Here is an 18,896-nt window from a genome sequence, read left to right on the forward strand (position 1 = left end):
GGTTAATAGGAGGTCGATATCGGAATTCCGATATCGAATGAATATCAAATAGTTTTGAATGGATTGGTCATTTCATCATAAACAGCGATTCAATTGATGTCGTTTTTGTTCCTGAGATACCGCTAACTACCTCGCGCGACCAAATGCAATCAAAATCATCGGGCGCAGTGTATTCACTGACCAATACAGTGCAGCGATTCGATAATTCACGCACCCAATCCCAGAACTCAGCTGTATTAAATGCGTCGCGGTATTGCCGGGTGTTCGCATAGGGTGGGTCACAGTAGACCACAGCGCCATCTGGGATATTCAGTTCTTTATAATCAGTGCACAACAATTGCACGCCATCCAGATCACCTATCTGACGTTGGATATTGTTGATAGCCTCCGATTGGTAATCACGAATGCCGGATTTTGTCAGTGTGGCGCCTGCGTACCCATCGAACCACTTACCCGCGTAACTACAGTTGAACCCCACCCATCCTGTTAGATGTGGGATTTCATCCTTGTTGTTCTTTATTGCGTAATACTGCTCTCGTGATATTTGTCTTGGAGGTTGCCAGCCAGAGAGTAAGGCTCTCCACATTTCAATCAAATATTCGTGGCTGTCAGCAGCAATAACAGGACCAGCATGTTTGGTATTGATATGACTCACCATGTTCATACCACCCGCAAACGGCTCAACATAAACCGTCTCTGTCGTTAAGTGCGCCAAAATGAAGGAGGCGATATGTTTCGCGATACGGGATTTACTTCCCATGTATTTCACTGCTCCGCCTCCCTCTCTGTTGGTGCAGCCAGAAAACAAAAAGGCCACGCCATGCGCAGCCTTGAATTGGTTATCCGTGATCAAATAACACTATCCGTTATCAAATGGTGTTATCCGTGATCAAACGGGATTTTGAACTACCCAGGATTCTTAGGTAGTTGGGTTGTAAATTAAAAGATTTCACTCACCATATAATTTTTAATAATCAACTTCATTTATCTTTTATTTATCTTTTATTCATATTTTATCCGAAATAAATCAGTTCTGGTTTTAATTCCGTTTAGTTGGGTATCTATATAATGCTTCATATTACACCAGAGTCATTCTAATTCTGTTGTGAGAATACCTAAAACCGACTGACTTATATTGAGGATATTTAACATTATGAAGCGATTTGCAAAGGTTTTATTTAGTTTTGTATTGGTATTACTTCCCTTTTCGGGACACAGCTTTCAAGCGCCAGATACGGCGACAAACATACATCAAATCTCACTCATTAAGATTCCAAAAACTCCGAAAACTCCGAATAAACAAGGAAATGAATTAAGTAGCATTAAGCATACTTACAAATCAATCAAGGATGCACCGCAATATCCTAAAGGGTTTAGGCCAGTCCAAGATGGAACAACTAAGCATATTATTAACAGGAAAGACTTATTGCGGGATCTAAGAAAAGTAAAAGCAGGAAAATGGTATAAAGTGTATAAAAATGGTAGTGTTAATGGAAATAAAGTGTCCATTCATTATTTTCAGCATGAAAGTGGTCAAGTATTTAATGTGAAAGTAGTGAATCGCTGGAGTATAAAGTAATGAAACTTAGTTATACTATTGAACAGAAACATGCAGAGAAATTCATTGGTTTTCTAATCGTAGGAGTACTGTATTCTCTTGAAAAAAAAATAATATCTATTGATGAAGCAGAAGGATTTATATTTCAGCCCGATGAAATAAAATCATTGAAAAAAATAAATGCATCCCGTGAATTAATTGATATTATTGAAGGAGGCTGTCAACTTGAAGATGTGGAAAGTTTAATACCTGAAAAACTTCCAAAAAATATTCGCGAATTGCTGCAAGAAACATTACTAGTCATCAGAAACAACAAAGAAATTGGACGATTAGTAGAGAAAGTAATCACGGTGAAATCAAACTGGTAGATAAACATAGAAGGTTTACCTAACCTAAACTGTGTTATTGGTGTTTCTCTGAATTAGGGAAACGCCAATTAATCCTACCGATTCAATTCGCGCAGTTTCTATAACACCAACTCAATACAGTTCACTGAATATTATGTGCCGTGGGCACGATACCCGACTCGACGGTTTTAGGCATCCCTTCCAGAAAGCAAAAAATCCCGCCGAGGCGAGGTCTGATAATTCAATAAGCTGTGTGACATTGCTATCACTCTTATCACAATATACCGACTTTTGTAATTACGCAACTCTATTAACGATTTCTTTTTGTACGCATTTGTCCAGTTCCAGAACCACATCAGAAACGGCCAGTACCCCTTCAATAAATCCCTCAGCAGCCTGTAACCGTTTTGCCACCTCGTTGTGGGAAATGCCTAACTTAGTCCCCATTGTTCTTAATGGTGAGGCCTTAATGTAGTGCAATACGATCAATTGGTAGGAATACGGGTTATGCTTCTTTAACCGCAGAACGGCGGCATCAATCGCAATTCCATCATCATCACAACATTGGGCGCGGGTCTTTCTGGTGCTGGGAACCAGACCTTTAAACCCTGCGGCAATGGGTTCCCAGTCAACGTCACTATTCCCCTCACTGGCCCATGCGCCCCACTGATTAAGTATTATCCGCATATCACGCATTCGCACACTCCCCCACCAGATTGAGGATAATCCTGTCGGTCAGCTCACGATCATGGAACCGCTCTTCCTCCAGCACCCATTTACAGACGTCGATAGCCTCTTGGCGGTTCACGGCTTGGAGGGTGACCAGTTTTTCTTCAAGGTAATCTTCCCGGTCATAGACATAATATCGTTCATCGCCATACCCGCCCGGATTAAGTTCCTTGTCGGCCACATTGCGCATCTGATATAACCAGTCCCAATACAGGAACTCACGCACTACATCAGATAATGTATGCGGTTCGGGAAGCTGTTCAGCAAACCCTTTCGCCGTTGCTTTGCGTAATTTCTCGGTTTCGTGAACCCGATCACCACGCATACAGCCTTCCGCCAGCTCTTTTTCGTTCCAGTAGTAACCTGCCTCATAGATTTCTGCCAGTTCACCCACCAGCATTAATTTTTCCGGTTCAGTCAGTTCCAGTGCACCTTCGTAGCTCTCAAAGGTTCCCCTGACTTTCGCTGCTTCACTGATCTGCTCCTTCGCACGATCAATATAGCCCTGTGGGTTATCCATGCTCAGGGTGCCAAAGGCAATCTGGAGGGCATGGGCACCCGATTTCATCAGGTAATCAGCGTATTTCGTTTGGGCCTCTTTGGGCGTGATTTTCAATTTCTTCAAGGCCGCTTCTGCTGCCTCAAGGTGGGCGGGCGGTTCTGTCGCATTAAGGCAAAGTTAGCTAAGATATCTGCTTTTATTGTATGGTCTCATCATGTCTTTAATTCAAAAAAACCTTCAAACGTCTCCATTATCCGACTGATATTATGGCTCAGTGTATTCGCTGGTATTTAGCTTATGCCTTGAGTTTACGCAACCTCGAAGAAATGATGGCTGAACGCGGTATTAACGTTGATCATTCAACGTTGCACCGTTGGGTTACTCGATTAGTGCCGCTATTGGATAAGGCCTTTCGTCGGCATAAACGTCCTGTGGGGCGTCGATGGCGTATGGATGAAACTTACATAAAAGTCAAAGGGCAATGGAAATATTTGTATCGCGCTGTCGATACCGCCGGTCAAACGATTGACTTCCTACTGACCGCTAAACGCGATACGGCAGCTGCATTGCGTTTCTTCCGCAAAGCCATACGCCATCAAGGTAAACCCGAGGTTGTGACGATAGACAAAAGTGGCGCTAACACGGCAGCCTTAGAAACGCTCAATATTGGTAAACCCGAAGAGGAAACTATTGCGATCCGACAAAGCAAATACCTCAATAATTTGATAGAGCAAGATCACCGTAATATCAAACGTCGAACACGCTCGATGCTCGGGTTTAAATCCTTTCGGCTAGCCCAAACGCTGCTAGCGGGCATAGAAATCATTTCGATGTTACGTAAAGGTCAATATGTTCAACCGAAAGGAAAGACCTTATCACCCGCAGCCATGTTTTATCATTGGGTCGCCTAAATAATCAGCAATGCGCCTTTATTCAAACTCTTGTCGTTAATGCGACAGAACCGAATTTCCGCCCTCAGCCACAATCACGTCAATTCAACACTATCTGGAACGCTATTTGTCTCTTGACCGTATTGGTATTGATACCCTCGGGTCGCGAATGGTAGATCCTGCTTTTATGGATTATCTCTACAAATTAGCGCTTCGATACGATGCCAGAGATATCAGGCGGTTTAAAGAAAACAAACGTTACGCTTTAATGCTTTGTTTCCTGCTGGAGACAGGGAAAGTACTGTTAGATTATCTGGTGAAAATGCATGACCAGTACATCATGGATATGTTGCGTAAGGGAAAACAAAAATACGAAAAGAAACACCGTGAATTTCGTCAGCGTCAGAAGAAAGCTATTGATATCATGCTGGAGACAACACATTTTCTCCTGAATTGGTTGGATGATAAACCCTTAAACAAAGCGGATCTGTGGCACAGGATTGATGAAAAGAGACTGCTGAAATCGGTGGCAGACTTGCACATCTTTAAACAACTGGAAGAACGTGGATATGGCGATATTCTGCTGGCTCGTTATCCCAGTTTGAGAAAATATTTCCCAGCGTTCCTGCATCTGCCATTTCAGGCTAAACCGGGAACGGAGTTACTTCTGAAAGCGATTCAAGTGATTCGCCAGCTTGACGCCGGTGAATTGCAAAAACTGCCTCAAGATGTACCCACCGATTTTATCCCTCGGGAACTTCGGCGTTCTCTGAAAGGAAAAGAAGGTAAAATCCAACGTAATGCTTGGGAGCTGGGTGTGGCGATTGCTATTAAGGAAGCCTTACGTTCCGGAAATCTGTTTATACCCAAGAGTAAACAGCACATCTCTTTTTGGGATTTGATGTTAAATCAGCATCATTGGCAAGATACCCGTGATTCTGCCTACCATGACTTTCAGCTCCCTTTCAAAGATCAGATAAAAGCACACTTGCTCCTACGTTTTCATCACAGTGTGGAGGAAGCAGAAAAGTACTTTGCACGGGATAGTTTTGCTGAAATTACGGAAGGAAAACTCAAACTGAAACGTTATGACAAGGCCGATACTCCGCAGGAAGTAAAAAAGCTACAAAAAGTCATTGATGCCAGTATGCCTTCTATTCGTATTGAACAATTACTCATTGAGGTGGACAGAAAAACGAATTTCACACGCCACTTTATTCCTGTACAACAGCATCAATCCAGACCACCGGAATTTGACAAGACACTGATTTCAGCCCTGATTTCTCAAACGACTAATTTGGGTGTGGTCGCAATGAGTGCAAGTGTTGATGATACACCGTCGATATGCTGCGACATGTCTTGCAATACTATGTGCGTGAAGAAACCCTTACCGCAGCCAGTGCCGAGATTGTTAATCAGCATCATCAGTTACCATTCAGTGAAATACATGGAACGGGTCAAACATCGTCATCCGACGCACAACGTTTTCGTATCCGGGCTGACAGTTTATTGGCAGCATATTACCCCCGGTACTATGGTTACTATGAAAAAGCGATAGGGATCTATACCCATGTGTCTGATCAATATTCGGTATACAGTACGAAAGCTATTTCTTGCAATCCAAGAGAAACGTTATATGTCCTTGACGGTCTTCTGGAAAACAATACTATTTTGAAACCCCAGGAACATACCACAGACACACACGGCTATACCGAGATAATCTTCGCTTTGTGCTATTTACTGGGATATTACTTTATGCCTAGGATACGTGATCTGAAGGATCAACAACTTTACCGGGTGGAGCGTCATGTCAATTATAGTGTATTCATGCCGCTGTTGAATAAAACCGCCGATCTCAGCATCATTGAAGAGCAATGGACGAAATGATTCATGTGGCTCAGTCACTCAAAAAACGAACCGCCCCGGCGCATGTGATTGTAGAGCGCCTGACCAACAGTTTTCCTTCCGACAGGTTATCAAAAGCCTTCACCAATTTGGGGCGAGTTATCAAAACAGAGTATATCTTACGCTATATTACCGATGAAAATTTACGTCGTACCGTTCAACGCCAACTCAACAAAGGCGAATACCGTCACAATTTGCCACGCTGGATCTTCTTTGCCAATCAGGGAGAATTTACGACCGGTGATTATGTAGAGATCATGAATAAGGCGAGTGCCCTAAGCTTGGTATCTAATGCGATTCTATACTGGAATACGATCCGAATTAGCCACATTGTTGATGAGCTCCGGCGGCAAGGTGAAACACTGGATAACGAGATACTCGCACACATTTCTCTATTGCCTTATAAACATGTAATGAATGTGAAACCGTAAGTTTCTGTTCAAATGTTCCCGCTAGTCCATTGTAGGCATTTTGTTGTTCTAGACTCGGAGTTTGAAAATCGGTATTTTTTTAGTTCAGTTTTGGTGACCAATATTTCAGCATCAGCCAATTTAAGCCAAATTTTATCTACTATCAATGATCAAATTCATTAATTTATTAAACGAAATTAAAATTATTATAAATCAGAATGCTTATATTTATAATCCAGTAAATCATTCATTTATTATAAATTAAATTCAGATGGTTATTTAAAAATTAATCTAAAAAAACTATTTCCTCTATTTAAATTAATGCTGTAGTTTCCAATTTCACATCTGCATATTCTGTATGTTCCTAGTTATAGAGTAATAGTAAATACCTCATGTCAAAGCGATATGACCAATTTTTTATTGTAAAATAGGAAATAATGATGAAAAAATTATTTGTCGCCATTCTGACGATTTTTTGTGTGGCATTCGGTTCACTGTCTCATGCGAACTCTGTGGTAAATCCCGATAAAAAAGCCTGTAAACATAATGTCGTTAATGAACTTAGGTCATTTAATGGCAAAACTTACAAAATTGGAAATCAAACTTTTAAATTAGATAGAAAAGGAATGAAACACATCCTCGAGCGACATCACCCTTATTTCTGGAATGGTACAACCAAACCGACTCAAACGTATTTTTCTTGCAAAATGTCAGTAAAAGAGATTATTCACGCCATTGAGAGTATAATGAAAAAACACAGAAAGATTTTGTTGCGGGAAGGGGCTGGTCAATACCAAATTGAAGGACGATACAAAGGTAAGCTGTATGTCGTTGGATTTAACAGGGGAAGAATAGGCCAGTTTTATCCGAAGTTAGAATAGAGGTAAAAATGATATATACAAATATAAACATAAGTACATATATTAAAGTTGGAGATGAATTTATTGATATATTTCAATATGAAGGTGATATAAAAGACATTGATTATATCGATGGCGCATTGGAATTAACCATCAATGGTAAGCCCCTTATCACTAAATTAATGTGGGACTACATAGATCAAATTTGGAGTTATTTTTCTAAAGGATTGTCATTAGTATATGAAAATCAGGAGTTTAAATGTTATTTTCCTGATCAACCAATAGAAGTGAAGTTCATCCCATTAAAAGGGCATAGACGAGTATGTGTCAGTGTAAATTGTCATTCAGAGGTTAAAACTTCTATCGATAAAAATGAATTTTTAATTGCGATGAAGGATCATGCAATTAAATTCTTTGAAAGGCTGGAATATTTAAAATCCTCAACAATGGGGGCACGTGTATATGCCATGCGATATCTAGAAAAAATAAAATTATAAATCAATTAATACAAGGCTAATTTGGCCGTTATACTCATTTCAACATGAATGACGGTCGTTTTTTTATCTGTACGGGGAGCGCAAGGGAACTTCCCCCCTGCGCTCCCACGGAACCGGACGTGACAGTCTCCCGTCATCCGGCTCTTGTCGTTGACCGTTCGCGCCGCGTACAAATTTCCCAGTGTGCAAACAAACCAGGCTTAACACTCTTTATCCTTCTTAACCATTCATATGCCTGAATTCTGGCGGAATTGCTATAGGGTAAAGAAATACCAAAATACTATTGAGTCGCCATACCATTTCTAGATGAACTTCGAGATGCACAGTTCCTTTAAGATATGTTCTAATACGCAATATACCACCGCCAATGGACAGCCATTGCCCATCTTTTTTCTTGAATCATTAAATATATCTCTTCCATAAATAACTACCCAAAAACCATAACTACGCAACTATTTCGTTTAAAAACAGTCACAAGAACACATTTTTTGCTGTCAGCATTGATAATCATCAGATATTTGAACTTAGAGTCTCAGTGGCCCCAAACTTCAACGTTGTCCACACTGCCATATTTTCTGGCCTTATGACGTGCCACTTTTTCATCGAATGGCTGCAATTGGAGTTCTGGATGCTGGAGACGGGCAACAAGAGAAGCCCACGGTTTTTTGGGACCTCCAGAAGTGATTCTGGCCTGGTATTGATCAATAGCGTGTTGAGTCACCAGAACGGGACCGATCGCCGGTGTGCTGATCTCGTCATAGGTTTGGGTGTAGACCTGCTTGTCTGCATCAAGGAGTTCTACATTACCCTCTCTCAGCTCATCCATGAACTCTATGCTCTGTGATACTTCAATGGAGACCTTTTTCAACCGGCCAGAGAGGCAAGACGCGAACTTAACAGCGAATTTCTTGCTGGATTTACCCAGCGCCAGCTTCTTGATGGCTCCTTTGGAAACTACCAGCTTGTAACCGGAGCCTGCTCTAGGTTCTCGGCAGAACACTTGCTTGTCCAATGCCAGATAGCGTATAGCAATTAGTTCCGCAACAGATCGGATTCTTCATGGTCAAAGTCAATACGGCCATCAAGTATGCCCTTACGTTTTGTTCCAACGCACCAAAATACAAGAGCCGACTTGTTAGATGTCTTCTTCGATACTGTCGTCAGTATCATCATGGTCTTTTACTCCGTAGTCGGGAAGGTGATTGGCTTCGCCATCAACTTCCCTTTTGTTAAGATTTACTTTGATGCTATCACGGGTTTTCAAAATGCAACTCCCGCCAAACTGCCCTATTAGGGATCGTTTCAGAAAACGGGATTCGTCGATGTCCAGGCTTGACTCGCAGTACACGGGCAATTTTGGATACCCAAATTCCAGCGCAATTTTCTCGATATCATCAACCAGTGAGTCATTGATCAAATCGTGATTGATATCGCAGTAAGAAACACTGGCATTGCAGCATAGTTTGCCTCTATTAATCAGGTGATACATTTTCTGATAGAAGAAAAACTCAAACAGGTAAGGGTCTAAGTTAACCTCAGTTTTGTTTAAGCATCGCAATTTCATGGGTACGTAAACCTAAGCTCGGCTTTTTCGGCTGGAAGGTATAAGCAATGAGTCCTGATATAATCTCCAGTAAAAAGCCGACTACGCTCCGATGCCTTGAATAATGAAATGGCCCCCTCCCCAAATCGGCTTCAGTGAGCCATGCTGAATATATGAAGAGGTGTCCCATGGAACAAATTATCGGAATTGATCTGGCAAAGCGAGTTTTTCAGTTAAATATCGTGTCTTCTTCTGGGAAATCGATTCAAAACAAAGTGGTGTCCCGTGAAAAACTTATGGCTTTCATGGCCCAACAGCCGTCTTCAAGGATAGTTATGGAAGCCTGTGGCAGTGCCAATTATTGGAGCCGCCAATTCAGACAATTTGGGCATGAAGTCAAACAAATCAGTCCTCAATATGTCTCGCCTTTCAGAATGGGCAGCAAGAATGATAAAAATGACGCCATTGCCATTGTGGAAGCTGACAGTCGTCCGGGTATGCGTTATGTGCCGGGAAAAACGATAGAACAACAAGATATTCAGTGCCTGCACCGAATTCGTCAGCGTCTGATGAAAAATCGGACAGCGCTGATTAACCCGATACGGGGATTTGGACTGGAATATGGTATCTTTAGTTCCCTTCTTAAACGAAGCTGAAGTTAAGGAGATAGTATGTCTGACGTTATTAAGCCTGAACATTTAAAAATAGAACAAATATTTTTATTTAAAATCAACTAATTAACTATCATATTTCATTTCTGCAGACGCTCGCAAAATCATCTAAACACCATCAATAACAATTCTCTATAGTTCAATATTTGAACAAGTGCAGTTTTTATTAAATAACAAAACTCAATATCATTGTTTTCTATTTTTGGCTATAGTTACACAAATTATAAACGATAAAACTTGTTTCATTTTAATAGCCTCCATATGAAAATAGCCATCTTACGTCGAAATGGACTTGGTGATCTTATTTGCACTCAGCCATTAATAAAATTCTTACAGAAAAAATATCCCAACGCAGAGATCAATCTATTTATAGATATGGGTAATGCTGAGCTTGCTCATTATTTGTGCCCTAAAATCAATATCCACATTATTCCCAGAGGAAATAAATATCTGTCTATTTTTAAAACTGCGTTAGCATTTCGTCGAAAAAAATTTGATATTGCTATATCGGCCAAACCAACGCCGATGAAGTTAAATAATTTATTTCTATGGTTATTAGGCGCGAAAAAACGCTATGCCGTTGTTACAGACAAACAGTGGCATTCTAAATTAATTAACTATCCAGTGAAGCAAGTGCAAGTCAACGGTTATCATCAGGCCTTAAAAGTATTACGCACATTTTCATCTATTGAGAACAAATTATCCCCTGAATTTTTTCCTTATATTAAATTTGAAAATGTGATTCAGACTGCTGAACATCAATCCCCCAGAGTTTTATTTTCTGTTTCCAATAATAGAAAAAATAGTCTCATTAATAATGAGAACCTAACTCTAATAGCAAATAAAATACTAGATAATTATCCAGAGACAAAATTTATTATTTCTTCATATAAACAGAATACTCCTTTAGCCGAGGATTTAAGAGCGCGTATAGGAAAAAATAGTGAAGTTGTAATATCTGACTCACTAAATTCTTTTTTAGCTTTATTGAACAGTATGACATTGATTATTGTCGGTGATGGTGGTATCTGCCATTTAGCTGCTGCATTACAAAAAAATCTTATCGCCTTTTACGGTGTGACAATGCCTGAAAATTGGGCTCCACTGGCTACAGAAGATAAATGTATTATATTTTACGATCCTAATGATGTTAACAATATCGATTTAGATACAGTCTATCCAGCTATATTCTCCTTGCTTAAAAAGTAAATAATAAACTGCAAGTTGTAATCAATAGCACTACAACTTGCAAAAATAAACCCATCATCAAAAAATACGCTCATCATTATGAATAAATATTTGATCTATTTTGGAAGGTAATTTTAGCTCCATATCCACTCTCTATTTCACTGAAACTACTATATTTAGTTTGCCAAAAAACGCTTCAAGTTCCAATTCTTATTACTAAAACTATTAAATTAACATTAAAAAACAATTCATAACCAAAGAAACAATAACTAATTATAACTATAACTTATCCACCAATACTTTAATAGGAAGTAATTTATTTAATAATTTCAAACACATCCAAATAATATAAATTTTTCTTGAAGAAATATATAATTTGGCAACATAATCTCTTTTAAAGAGACTCGCTTTTTTATTGAAAAGCAGCCTTTGAGGATAAGGTAATTTTACCTAAGTTTATGTCTTAAACATCAGATAGTGACATCTGGTATGAGTCAAACGTTAACTTCTCAATCTAAGTTACAGGATAATGTCTGTATTAGCTGTGGTGCTTGCTGCGCCTACTTTCGTGTTTCATTTTATTGGGCTGAAGCTGAGGATGGCGGCGGTACAGTTCCCATATCCACGACAGAAAAATTAAATGATTTCATGCGTTGCATGAAAGGAACAAATGAACCCCATCCCCGATGTATCAATTTATGCGGTGAAATTGGTGAGTCGGTCTCCTGCTCCATCTATGACAAAAGGCCCTCTCCTTGCAGAGAATTTCCTCAAGCTTGGGAAACTGGCGATTATAATGAAAGTTGTGATCGTGCCAGAGCGGCTTACGGCCTTCCTCCCCTGCCAAAACCTCAAACTTAACTGATGTTTAATGTTAGTTCCATCACAGACACCATACTTTTGCATATCTATAGTTAACAAATGTAAATTCCATTACAGCAGAATAAGTTATCGCTGTGCAGTTTATGAACGTTCCTTCATGAAATTATCAGGATGAAAATAATGTCTGCTCATGTCCCTACAGGATATATCCCACAAACTTGCGAATCTTTACCTCACTATCTTGCTGAAAATTTACCAACAACCATTTCACTTGGCGGTTCCCCTGAAACTTGGCAAATTCAAGAAGTGGGTGATGGAAATCTCAACTTAGTATTTATTGTCTCCGGAAAAGAAAAGACGATTGTCGTGAAGCAAGCCCTGCCTTATGTACGGGCGGCGGGGGAATCATGGCAGCTTTCTCTTGTTCGTTCTCATTTTGAATATCATGCCCTGATTGAAGAAAAAAAAATCGCCAAAGAATATGTTCCTGATGTCTATTTTTATGATGAGAACATGTCTCTCTTTGCCATGGAGTATTTATCTCAGCATATCATCCTACGTAAGTGGCTCATTGCTGGGGAAAAACTTCCCCATCTCGCAGAAGATATTGGAATTTTCCTTGCAAATACGTTGTTTCATACTTCCGATATTGGAATAACGGGTAAAGAGAAAAAAAATCTCATTGCCTGCTTCGCTAACAATCATGAACTTTGCAAGATCACTGAAGATCTGATTTTCACTGAACCTTATTTCAACGCAGAGAGAAATAACTGGACGGCCCCTCAGCTTGACGACGAAATCTACTCCATCTGGCAAGATCGAGCACTCATTCAAGCAGCCATGCAATATAAGTATCAGTTCATGACGCAAGCACAAGCCCTGCTGCATGGTGATCTCCATTCCGGCTCAATCATGGTGACGCCAAATTCCACCAAGGTGATTGACCCAGAATTCAGTTTCATGGGGCCAATGGCGTTTGATATCGGTAACTACATCGGTAATTTATTGATGGCTTATTTTGCTCAGCCAGCCCTACGAGAAAATAATGCACAATGTGTTGATTATCAAACATGGCTTCTGGAGCAAGTAGAAACAACTTGGTCAGTGTTTGAGCGTCATTTTCGTCAATTATGGAATGAGAAAGAGATTGGGGATGCTTATCCTGTTGTGCTTTATCAGCAAGGTACATTCGATGCATCCTTCTTGAAAACAGTACAAGATGACTTTCTATCTACTTTATTTAAGGACACGCTCGCTTATGCTGGCCTGGAAATTAATCGCCGTATTGTTGGATTTTCTGGTGTTGCCGATTTCAAGCAGATTGAAGATCAAAACCAGCGCGCCATCTGTGAAAAGCGGGCGCTGAAATTGGCGCGGGAATTGATAGTCAATCGAGAAAATTATCCCAATTTTTCGCTAATTAAACGTTATATTGCACAGTGTTAAGAGGTTGATATGAAAATTAATGGCACTCATTACCGTTCTGTCTGGCTTGCTGACGATGGTCATACCGTCGAAATTTTCGATCAAACCAAGTTCCCTTTTGAAGTGCAAACTATTCAACTACGCACTATGCAGGATGCAGCAACAGCCATAAAAGAAATGTGGGTGCGGGGAGCACCTTTGATTGGTGCTGTTGCCGCATATGGTATGGCTTTAGCAATGCGTCAAGAAAATAGCGATGTGAATCTGCGGCAATCTTACGATATTTTGGTTAAAACCCGCCCCACCGCAATCAATTTAAAATGGGCATTGGATCGGTCATATCGAATATTGGAAAATATTGACTCTTCGTTACGTGCAGAAACTGCTTACCATATTGCCAATGAAATTGCAGATGAAGATGTAGAACTCTGCCGCAACATTGGTGAGCATGGCTTAAAAATAATCCAAAGCATGGCAAAGACCAAATCAACAGGTGAAGCGGTCAATATCCTGACTCATTGCAATGCTGGCTGGCTCGCGACGGTAGACTGGGGAACTGCACTGGCTCCCATTTATATGGCGCATGATGCAGGGATCAAAGTCCATGTCTGGGTTGATGAAACCCGCCCACGTAACCAAGGTGGACTAACTGCTTTCGAATTAGGTTCACATGGTATACCACATACTTTGATCGCAGATAATGCCGGGGGGCATTTGATGCAACATGGCAAAGTGGATCTCTGTATTGTCGGCACAGACCGGACAACCGCCCGTGGTGATGTATGCAATAAAATCGGTACGTACCTCAAGGCATTGGCAGCCAAAGCTAATCAGGTGCCTTTTTATGTTGCCTTGCCATCCCCTACGCTGGATTTTACGGTCTGGGACGGCGTAAAAGAAATTCCCATTGAGCAGCGTTCGGGCGAAGAGCAATCGCATGTATATGGCATTACACCTGAAGGTACGCGAAATTGGGTCAATACAGCACCACAAGGAACATTTTGTGGAAATTATGCCTTTGATGTTACACCTGCTGAATTTATCACCGGACTGATCACTGAACGTGGAATTTGCGATGCCAGTGCGGAAGGATTACGGGTTCTTTTCCCTGACTTATGTGGGAAACCGTAGTTATCATTCAAGGTAATAATGATGAATAGAGAACAAATCGCACAAGAGATTATTGAAACTTGTCTCAAAATGAACGCGCTCGGACTGAATCAAGGAACGTCGGGTAATATCAGTGCCCGCTATCAAGACGGTTTTTTGATTACCCCCAGTGGGGTGCCTTATGAAAAGCTAACACCCGATCAAATTGTGTATGTCAGTAATCAAGGCGAGTATGCAGCCAATAAAGTACCTTCAAGCGAATGGCATTTTCATCTCTCTTGCTATCAAGCACGTTCTGATCTTAATGCCGTTGTACATAACCATGCTGTTAATGCAACAGCAGTCTCCATTCTCAATCATGCGATACCTGCCATTCACTACATGATTGCTGTTACAGGAATTGATCACGTTCCCTGCATTCCCTATGCCACTTTCGGGACGGCTGAGTTAGCTGACAATGTGAAAAAGGGGATCTCGTACAGTAAAGCATTACTGATGCAGCATCATGGCATGATTGCAATGGAAGTTAATCTGGAAAAAGCACTGTGGTTAGCAAATGAGATTGAGGTATTGGCACAACTTTATTTAAAAGTGCTTCCAATTATGGAAACAGTACCGATACTGCCTCCGGCAGAAATACAACGTATTTTGGAAAAATTCAAAAGTTATGGATTAAAGACAAAATAACTGAATATTTCATCTAAAGGCGTATTATCTTATGATATTACAGATGATACGCCTTTATTTTGTTCAATTTGATAACAAAAAATCCGCAGTAACTTCATCAATGATCAAGCCAGCACGGAGCAATGAATTTTCATAGGGAATAAATTTTAATGGAATATGGTTTTAGAAGAATATGATTTTAGGGAGATATGATTTTAGTGGAAGAAAGTGCCAGATAAAAAATTCTGAGATGAAGTGGTGGGCGATACCAGATTCGAACTGATGACCCCCTCCTTGTAAGGGAGATGCTCTACCAACTGAGCTAATCGCCCACTTCAATCTTCATACCTAAATGGTGGGTCGTGCAGGATTCGAACCTGCGACCAATTGATTAAAAGTCAACTGCTCTACCGACTGAGCTAACGACCCGATTAGGTAATTCTGATTTTTATATCTAAATGGTGGGTCGTGCAGGATTCGAACCTGCGACCAATTGATTAAAAGTCAACTGCTCTACCGACTGAGCTAACGACCCAATTAGATAATTTTGATTTTGATATTTGAATGGTGGGTCGTGCAGGATTCGAACCTGCGACCAATTGATTAAAAGTCAACTGCTCTACCGACTGAGCTAACGACCCATTCTAAATATCAATATGATATTGCTACGAAACAACCAGATGAAGTGGTGGGCGATACCAGATTCGAACTGATGACCCCCTCCTTGTAAGGGAGATGCTCTACCAACTGAGCTAATCGCCCACTTCATGATGACTATAACGACATCAATACCACTGATTTATGATTGGTGGGCGATACCAGATTCGAACTGATGACCCCCTCCTTGTAAGGGAGATGCTCTACCAACTGAGCTAATCGCCCAATCATAAAATCATTTTTTATCACAACGAGAAATATGGTGGGCGATACCAGATTCGAACTGATGACCCCCTCCTTGTAAGGGAGATGCTCTACCAACTGAGCTAATCGCCCCGTCGTGATGGAGTCGCATTATAGGGATAGTTCGGGGTGAGTCAACGCTTTTTATTACTAAAATAATCGTTCGTCGTAAAATTAAACAGAATGAAACATTTATAATCACGCGATGGTATCATTTGGTCAATTTATTTTGGCTTTTCTCAATAACCTATAATTAACGCCATTGAGGAATTGATGTGCAGTGATAAAATAACCCCCACTATTGTTACTTTGATCATACAAAACGCACTCTAAAAAGAGAAACGTAATTAAGGCAATTCCTGATGAGTAAAATTAAAACCCGTTTTGCACCAAGTCCTACTGGCTATCTTCATGTTGGTGGTGCGCGTACTGCTCTTTATTCTTGGTTATACAGTCGCCACAATAAAGGTGAATTTGTTCTTCGCATTGAAGACACCGATCTTGAGCGTTCAACTCAAGAAGCCATCGACGCAATTATGGACGGTATGAACTGGTTAAATCTGAATTGGGATGAAGGCCCTTATTATCAGACCAAACGTTTCGACCGTTACAATCAAGTTATTGATGAAATGCTGGAGCAAGGTACAGCTTACCGCTGCTATTGTTCCAAAGAGCGTTTGGAACAACTGCGTGAAACTCAGATGGCAAATGGTGAAAAACCTCGTTATGACGGACGATGCCTTGATAGCGCGTGCCAGCATAAGCACGATGAACTACATCACCATGAACTACATCACCATGAACTACATCACCATGAACTACACCACGATAAACCACATGTTGTGCGTTTCCGTAACCCACAAGAAGGTTCCGTCATTTTTAATGACAGCATCCGTGGCCCGATTGAATTCAGCAATCAGGAACTGGATGATTTGATTATTCGCCGCACCGACGGCTCACCAACCTATAACTTCTGCGTTGTCATTGATGACTGGGATATGGAAATCACCCACGTTATTCGTGGTGAAGACCATATCAACAATACTCCACGTCAGATCAACATCTTGAAAGCCCTCGGCGCCCCGGTTCCAGAATATGCCCACGTTTCCATGATCCTTGGCGACGATGGTAAAAAACTATCCAAACGCCACGGAGCTGTCAGCGTAATGCAATATCGCGACGATGGCTATCTGCCTGAAGCACTGTTGAACTATCTGGTTCGTCTGGGTTGGTCACATGGTGATCAGGAAATTTTCAGTGTTGCAGAAATGACTGAATTATTCAGCCTTGATGCCATCAGCAAATCCGCCAGTGCATTCAACACTGAAAAGCTGCAATGGCTGAACCATCATTACATCAATACCCTGCCGGCAGAAGAAGTTGCTGTACATTTAGCATGGCATATTGAACAACAAGGTATTGATACTCGTACTGGCCCAGAGCTGGTTGATTTGATCAAACTGCTGGGTGAGCGTTGTAAGACACTAAAAGAAATGGCTGAATCTTGCCGTTACTTCTATGAAGAATTTGCTGAGTTTGATGCAGATGCTGCGAAGAAACATCTGCGCCCTGTTGCTCGCCAACCATTGGAAGTTGCCCGTGCGAAACTGGCAGCGATTACTGAATGGACACCGGAGAATATCCATCATGCCATTCAGGTGACGGCTGATGAACTGGAAGTGGGCATGGGTAAAGTAGGTATGCCACTGCGTGTTGCTGTAACAGGGGCAGGCCAGTCTCCGAGTGTTGATGTAACAATTCATGCTATTAACCAAGCACGTTCACTGTCTCGTATTGATAAGGCTCTGGCTTATATTGCTCAGCGTGAAGCACAATAAATCGTCATTTGTAAATAATGACGCATAAATAAGCTATACGACTCAAAATCATATTATGTGAATAATAAAGGCACTCAATTTATTTCAGTGCCTTTATTTTTTGCTCTCAAAATTGGTTATTGATGGCTTTTCCAGCGCTTACACAGAGAATATTAATGAATCCATTGACAGAAATCTCTGGGTCTCATATGATTCGCCCCGTTCCACAGGATTTTGATTTGGGGCTATAGCTCAGCTGGGAGAGCGCTTGCATGGCATGCAAGAGGTCAGCGGTTCGATCCCGCTTAGCTCCACCAAATACTCTTATTACCTGCCGATAAAACAGTAATCAGTATTTGGTATTCAAAACCTGAACCACATTTGTGGGGCTATAGCTCAGCTGGGAGAGCGCTTGCATGGCATGCAAGAGGTCAGCGGTTCGATCCCGCTTAGCTCCACCATATTAATCCCTTGTTATTAAAGCGTTTTTTCCCTTCACTTGAATCCTCTAAAAAAGATATCCCAACATATCTATCTTTCCATTCGGCCAGTCCTTGTCTCTTATCGCCTTCACAAGAAAACAATCTGAAAGATCGCGTTCAATCAAGGAAATACTTTCCACATCTTCAACAGCAAGCCATTTTGTTATCGCTGGTGTAACTTGCTTAAAGCCATTTGCCTTATAAAGTGCATCGTTATCTCCCATCAAAACAAGAAATTCTACGTTAGAAGTTGCTGCTAATTGTTCAATAGTCTTCAGGAGATTTGTAGCGATTCCAATGTAGCGATGGCTTGGTTTAACACAAAGATCAATGACACCCAAAATCCGAACAGTTTTACCACCGACTTTTATCACTCGGTGATCAACCCCCATATGACCAATCAGTGTATCACCTTGAAAAACCAGATATCGGAAATGAGGCAATTGCTTGAAATAAGATCGTCCGTCGAAAGTGTCAGGAAAACATTCATCCAGAAGATTCACAATCTCAGCAGTCATTACAGTGCCGATTTCATATTCATTGATCGAAAGTAATTTATAATCGTCAATCATCA

General features: G+C 40.9%; 18 protein-coding genes, 9 tRNA genes and 5 pseudogenes. 17 read left to right on the forward strand and 15 right to left on the reverse strand.

Annotated features, from left to right (window positions below; all coding sequences use genetic code 11):
* Nucleotides 1-67 precede the first annotated feature (67 nt).
* Nucleotides 68-760: a DNA adenine methylase gene (locus tag PSI14_RS09370; RefSeq protein WP_273575662.1), complete on the reverse strand. Its 693-nt coding sequence runs from the start codon at nt 758-760 to the stop codon at nt 68-70.
* Between PSI14_RS09370 and PSI14_RS09375 the strand changes: the two genes are divergently transcribed.
* The 3 genes from PSI14_RS09375 (at nt 731) to PSI14_RS09385 (ending at nt 1,926) form a co-directional block, all read left to right on the forward strand.
* Nucleotides 731-889, forward strand: coding sequence for a hypothetical protein (locus tag PSI14_RS09375; RefSeq protein ID WP_273575663.1), 159 nt, complete (start codon nt 731-733; stop codon nt 887-889). The two genes, PSI14_RS09370 and PSI14_RS09375, sit on opposite strands and share 30 nt — an antisense overlap.
* A 264-nt stretch (nt 890-1,153) precedes the next feature.
* The gene (locus PSI14_RS09380) at nt 1,154-1,579 is read left to right on the forward strand and encodes a hypothetical protein (protein ID WP_273575664.1); all 426 of its coding nucleotides are present in this window, start codon (nt 1,154-1,156) and stop codon (nt 1,577-1,579) included.
* Nucleotides 1,579-1,926: a DUF3969 family protein gene (locus PSI14_RS09385; RefSeq protein WP_273575665.1), complete on the forward strand. Its 348-nt coding sequence runs from the start codon at nt 1,579-1,581 to the stop codon at nt 1,924-1,926. The genes PSI14_RS09380 and PSI14_RS09385 overlap by 1 nt, the downstream gene beginning before the upstream one ends.
* A 276-nt stretch (nt 1,927-2,202) precedes the next feature.
* Here PSI14_RS09385 and PSI14_RS09390 read toward each other — a convergent pair whose 3' ends face one another.
* Together PSI14_RS09390 and PSI14_RS09395 are read right to left on the reverse strand one after the other, a co-directional pair.
* The gene (locus PSI14_RS09390) at nt 2,203-2,601 is read right to left on the reverse strand and encodes an antiterminator Q family protein (RefSeq protein WP_273575059.1); all 399 of its coding nucleotides are present in this window, start codon (nt 2,599-2,601) and stop codon (nt 2,203-2,205) included.
* Nucleotides 2,594-3,259 carry a helix-turn-helix domain-containing protein gene (locus PSI14_RS09395; protein ID WP_273575666.1) on the reverse strand — a complete coding sequence of 222 codons (666 nt, stop codon included), beginning with the start codon at nt 3,257-3,259 and terminating at the stop codon, nt 2,594-2,596. The genes PSI14_RS09390 and PSI14_RS09395 overlap by 8 nt, the downstream gene beginning before the upstream one ends.
* 104 nt (nt 3,260-3,363) lie before the next feature.
* Between PSI14_RS09395 and PSI14_RS09400 the strand changes: the two are divergent.
* From PSI14_RS09400 to PSI14_RS09420, 5 genes and pseudogenes are all read left to right on the forward strand, one after another.
* Nucleotides 3,364-4,047, forward strand: a pseudogene (locus tag PSI14_RS09400) (IS6 family transposase); the annotation flags it as partial.
* Between the two features lie 1,126 nt (nt 4,048-5,173).
* Nucleotides 5,174-5,299, forward strand: a pseudogene (locus tag PSI14_RS09405) (hypothetical protein); the annotation flags it as partial.
* Nucleotides 5,300-5,370: 71 nt separating this feature from the next.
* Nucleotides 5,371-6,362 (forward strand): annotated as a pseudogene (locus PSI14_RS09410) (Tn3 family transposase).
* 419 nt (nt 6,363-6,781) lie between these two features.
* Complete coding sequence (locus PSI14_RS09415) at nt 6,782-7,222, forward strand: EndoU domain-containing protein (protein ID WP_273575667.1); 441 nt, start codon at nt 6,782-6,784, stop codon at nt 7,220-7,222.
* Nucleotides 7,223-7,230: 8 nt separating this feature from the next.
* Nucleotides 7,231-7,698, forward strand: a complete 468-nt coding sequence (locus tag PSI14_RS09420; protein ID WP_273575668.1) for a hypothetical protein — start codon at nt 7,231-7,233, stop codon at nt 7,696-7,698.
* Nucleotides 7,699-7,761: 63 nt separating this feature from the next.
* Here the strand turns inward: PSI14_RS09420 and PSI14_RS09425 are convergent, their stop codons facing one another.
* The 4 genes and pseudogenes from PSI14_RS09425 to PSI14_RS20365 form a co-directional block, all read right to left on the reverse strand.
* Nucleotides 7,762-7,905, reverse strand: a complete 144-nt coding sequence (locus PSI14_RS09425; protein WP_273575669.1) for a hypothetical protein — start codon at nt 7,903-7,905, stop codon at nt 7,762-7,764.
* Nucleotides 7,906-8,230: 325 nt separating this feature from the next.
* On the reverse strand, nt 8,231-8,524 hold the full coding sequence (locus PSI14_RS20165) for a hypothetical protein (RefSeq protein ID WP_370688840.1): 294 nt from the start codon (nt 8,522-8,524) through the stop codon (nt 8,231-8,233).
* 309 nt (nt 8,525-8,833) lie between these two features.
* Entirely contained in the window at nt 8,834-9,262 is a 429-nt protein-coding gene (locus tag PSI14_RS09435; RefSeq protein WP_273575670.1) for a hypothetical protein, read from the reverse strand.
* Nucleotides 9,234-9,365: pseudogene (locus PSI14_RS20365) on the reverse strand (IS982 family transposase); the annotation flags it as partial. The pseudogene PSI14_RS20365 and the gene PSI14_RS09435, both read right to left, overlap by 29 nt.
* A 64-nt stretch (nt 9,366-9,429) precedes the next feature.
* Between PSI14_RS20365 and PSI14_RS09440 the strand changes: the two are divergent.
* The 6 genes and pseudogenes from PSI14_RS09440 to PSI14_RS09465 all read left to right on the forward strand — a co-directional run.
* Nucleotides 9,430-9,870, forward strand: a pseudogene (locus PSI14_RS09440) (IS110 family RNA-guided transposase); the annotation flags it as partial.
* Between the two features lie 303 nt (nt 9,871-10,173).
* Nucleotides 10,174-11,121, forward strand: a complete 948-nt coding sequence (locus PSI14_RS09445) for a glycosyltransferase family 9 protein (protein WP_273575672.1) — start codon at nt 10,174-10,176, stop codon at nt 11,119-11,121.
* Between the two features lie 468 nt (nt 11,122-11,589).
* Nucleotides 11,590-11,961 (forward strand): YkgJ family cysteine cluster protein, encoded by a 372-nt coding sequence (locus tag PSI14_RS09450; protein ID WP_273575673.1) that lies wholly within the window; start codon nt 11,590-11,592, stop codon nt 11,959-11,961.
* 141 nt (nt 11,962-12,102) lie between these two features.
* Nucleotides 12,103-13,368 (forward strand): S-methyl-5-thioribose kinase, encoded by a 1,266-nt coding sequence (gene mtnK, locus PSI14_RS09455; protein ID WP_273575674.1) that lies wholly within the window; start codon nt 12,103-12,105, stop codon nt 13,366-13,368.
* Between the two features lie 9 nt (nt 13,369-13,377).
* Nucleotides 13,378-14,478: an S-methyl-5-thioribose-1-phosphate isomerase gene (gene mtnA / locus PSI14_RS09460; protein ID WP_273575675.1), complete on the forward strand. Its 1,101-nt coding sequence runs from the start codon at nt 13,378-13,380 to the stop codon at nt 14,476-14,478.
* A 21-nt stretch (nt 14,479-14,499) separates the two neighbouring features.
* Entirely contained in the window at nt 14,500-15,144 is a 645-nt protein-coding gene (locus tag PSI14_RS09465) for an L-fuculose-phosphate aldolase (RefSeq protein WP_273575676.1), read from the forward strand.
* Between the two features lie 235 nt (nt 15,145-15,379).
* On the opposite strand, the gene PSI14_RS09470 is transcribed toward PSI14_RS09465, so the two are convergent.
* The 7 genes from PSI14_RS09470 to PSI14_RS09500 all read right to left on the reverse strand — a co-directional run bounded on the left by PSI14_RS09470 (nt 15,380) and on the right by PSI14_RS09500 (nt 16,116).
* A tRNA-Val gene (locus PSI14_RS09470) sits at nt 15,380-15,455 on the reverse strand.
* A 21-nt stretch (nt 15,456-15,476) separates the two neighbouring features.
* Nucleotides 15,477-15,552: transfer RNA gene (locus PSI14_RS09475), tRNA-Lys, on the reverse strand.
* Between the two features lie 30 nt (nt 15,553-15,582).
* Nucleotides 15,583-15,658: transfer RNA gene (locus PSI14_RS09480), tRNA-Lys, on the reverse strand.
* Nucleotides 15,659-15,688: 30 nt separating this feature from the next.
* Nucleotides 15,689-15,764 (reverse strand) — tRNA-Lys (locus PSI14_RS09485).
* Nucleotides 15,765-15,809: 45 nt separating this feature from the next.
* Nucleotides 15,810-15,885, reverse strand: a tRNA-Val gene (locus PSI14_RS09490).
* Nucleotides 15,886-15,929: 44 nt separating this feature from the next.
* Nucleotides 15,930-16,005: transfer RNA gene (locus PSI14_RS09495), tRNA-Val, on the reverse strand.
* Between the two features lie 35 nt (nt 16,006-16,040).
* Nucleotides 16,041-16,116: transfer RNA gene (locus PSI14_RS09500), tRNA-Val, on the reverse strand.
* A 269-nt stretch (nt 16,117-16,385) separates the two neighbouring features.
* On the opposite strand from PSI14_RS09500, the gene gltX reads away from it, so the two are divergent.
* The 3 genes from gltX (at nt 16,386) to PSI14_RS09515 (ending at nt 18,301) form a co-directional block, all read left to right on the forward strand.
* Entirely contained in the window at nt 16,386-17,861 is a 1,476-nt protein-coding gene (gene gltX / locus PSI14_RS09505; RefSeq protein ID WP_273575677.1) for a glutamate--tRNA ligase, read from the forward strand.
* Between the two features lie 220 nt (nt 17,862-18,081).
* A tRNA-Ala gene (locus tag PSI14_RS09510) sits at nt 18,082-18,157 on the forward strand.
* 68 nt (nt 18,158-18,225) lie between these two features.
* Nucleotides 18,226-18,301: transfer RNA gene (locus PSI14_RS09515), tRNA-Ala, on the forward strand.
* Between the two features lie 47 nt (nt 18,302-18,348).
* Here the strand turns inward: PSI14_RS09515 and PSI14_RS09520 are convergent.
* Nucleotides 18,349-18,894, reverse strand: coding sequence for a GNAT family N-acetyltransferase (locus tag PSI14_RS09520; RefSeq protein WP_273575678.1), 546 nt, complete (start codon nt 18,892-18,894; stop codon nt 18,349-18,351).
* Nucleotides 18,895-18,896 lie beyond the last annotated feature (2 nt).

The organism is Xenorhabdus anantnagensis (assembly GCF_028598555.1).
Taxonomy (GTDB): domain Bacteria; phylum Pseudomonadota; class Gammaproteobacteria; order Enterobacterales; family Enterobacteriaceae; genus Xenorhabdus; species Xenorhabdus anantnagensis.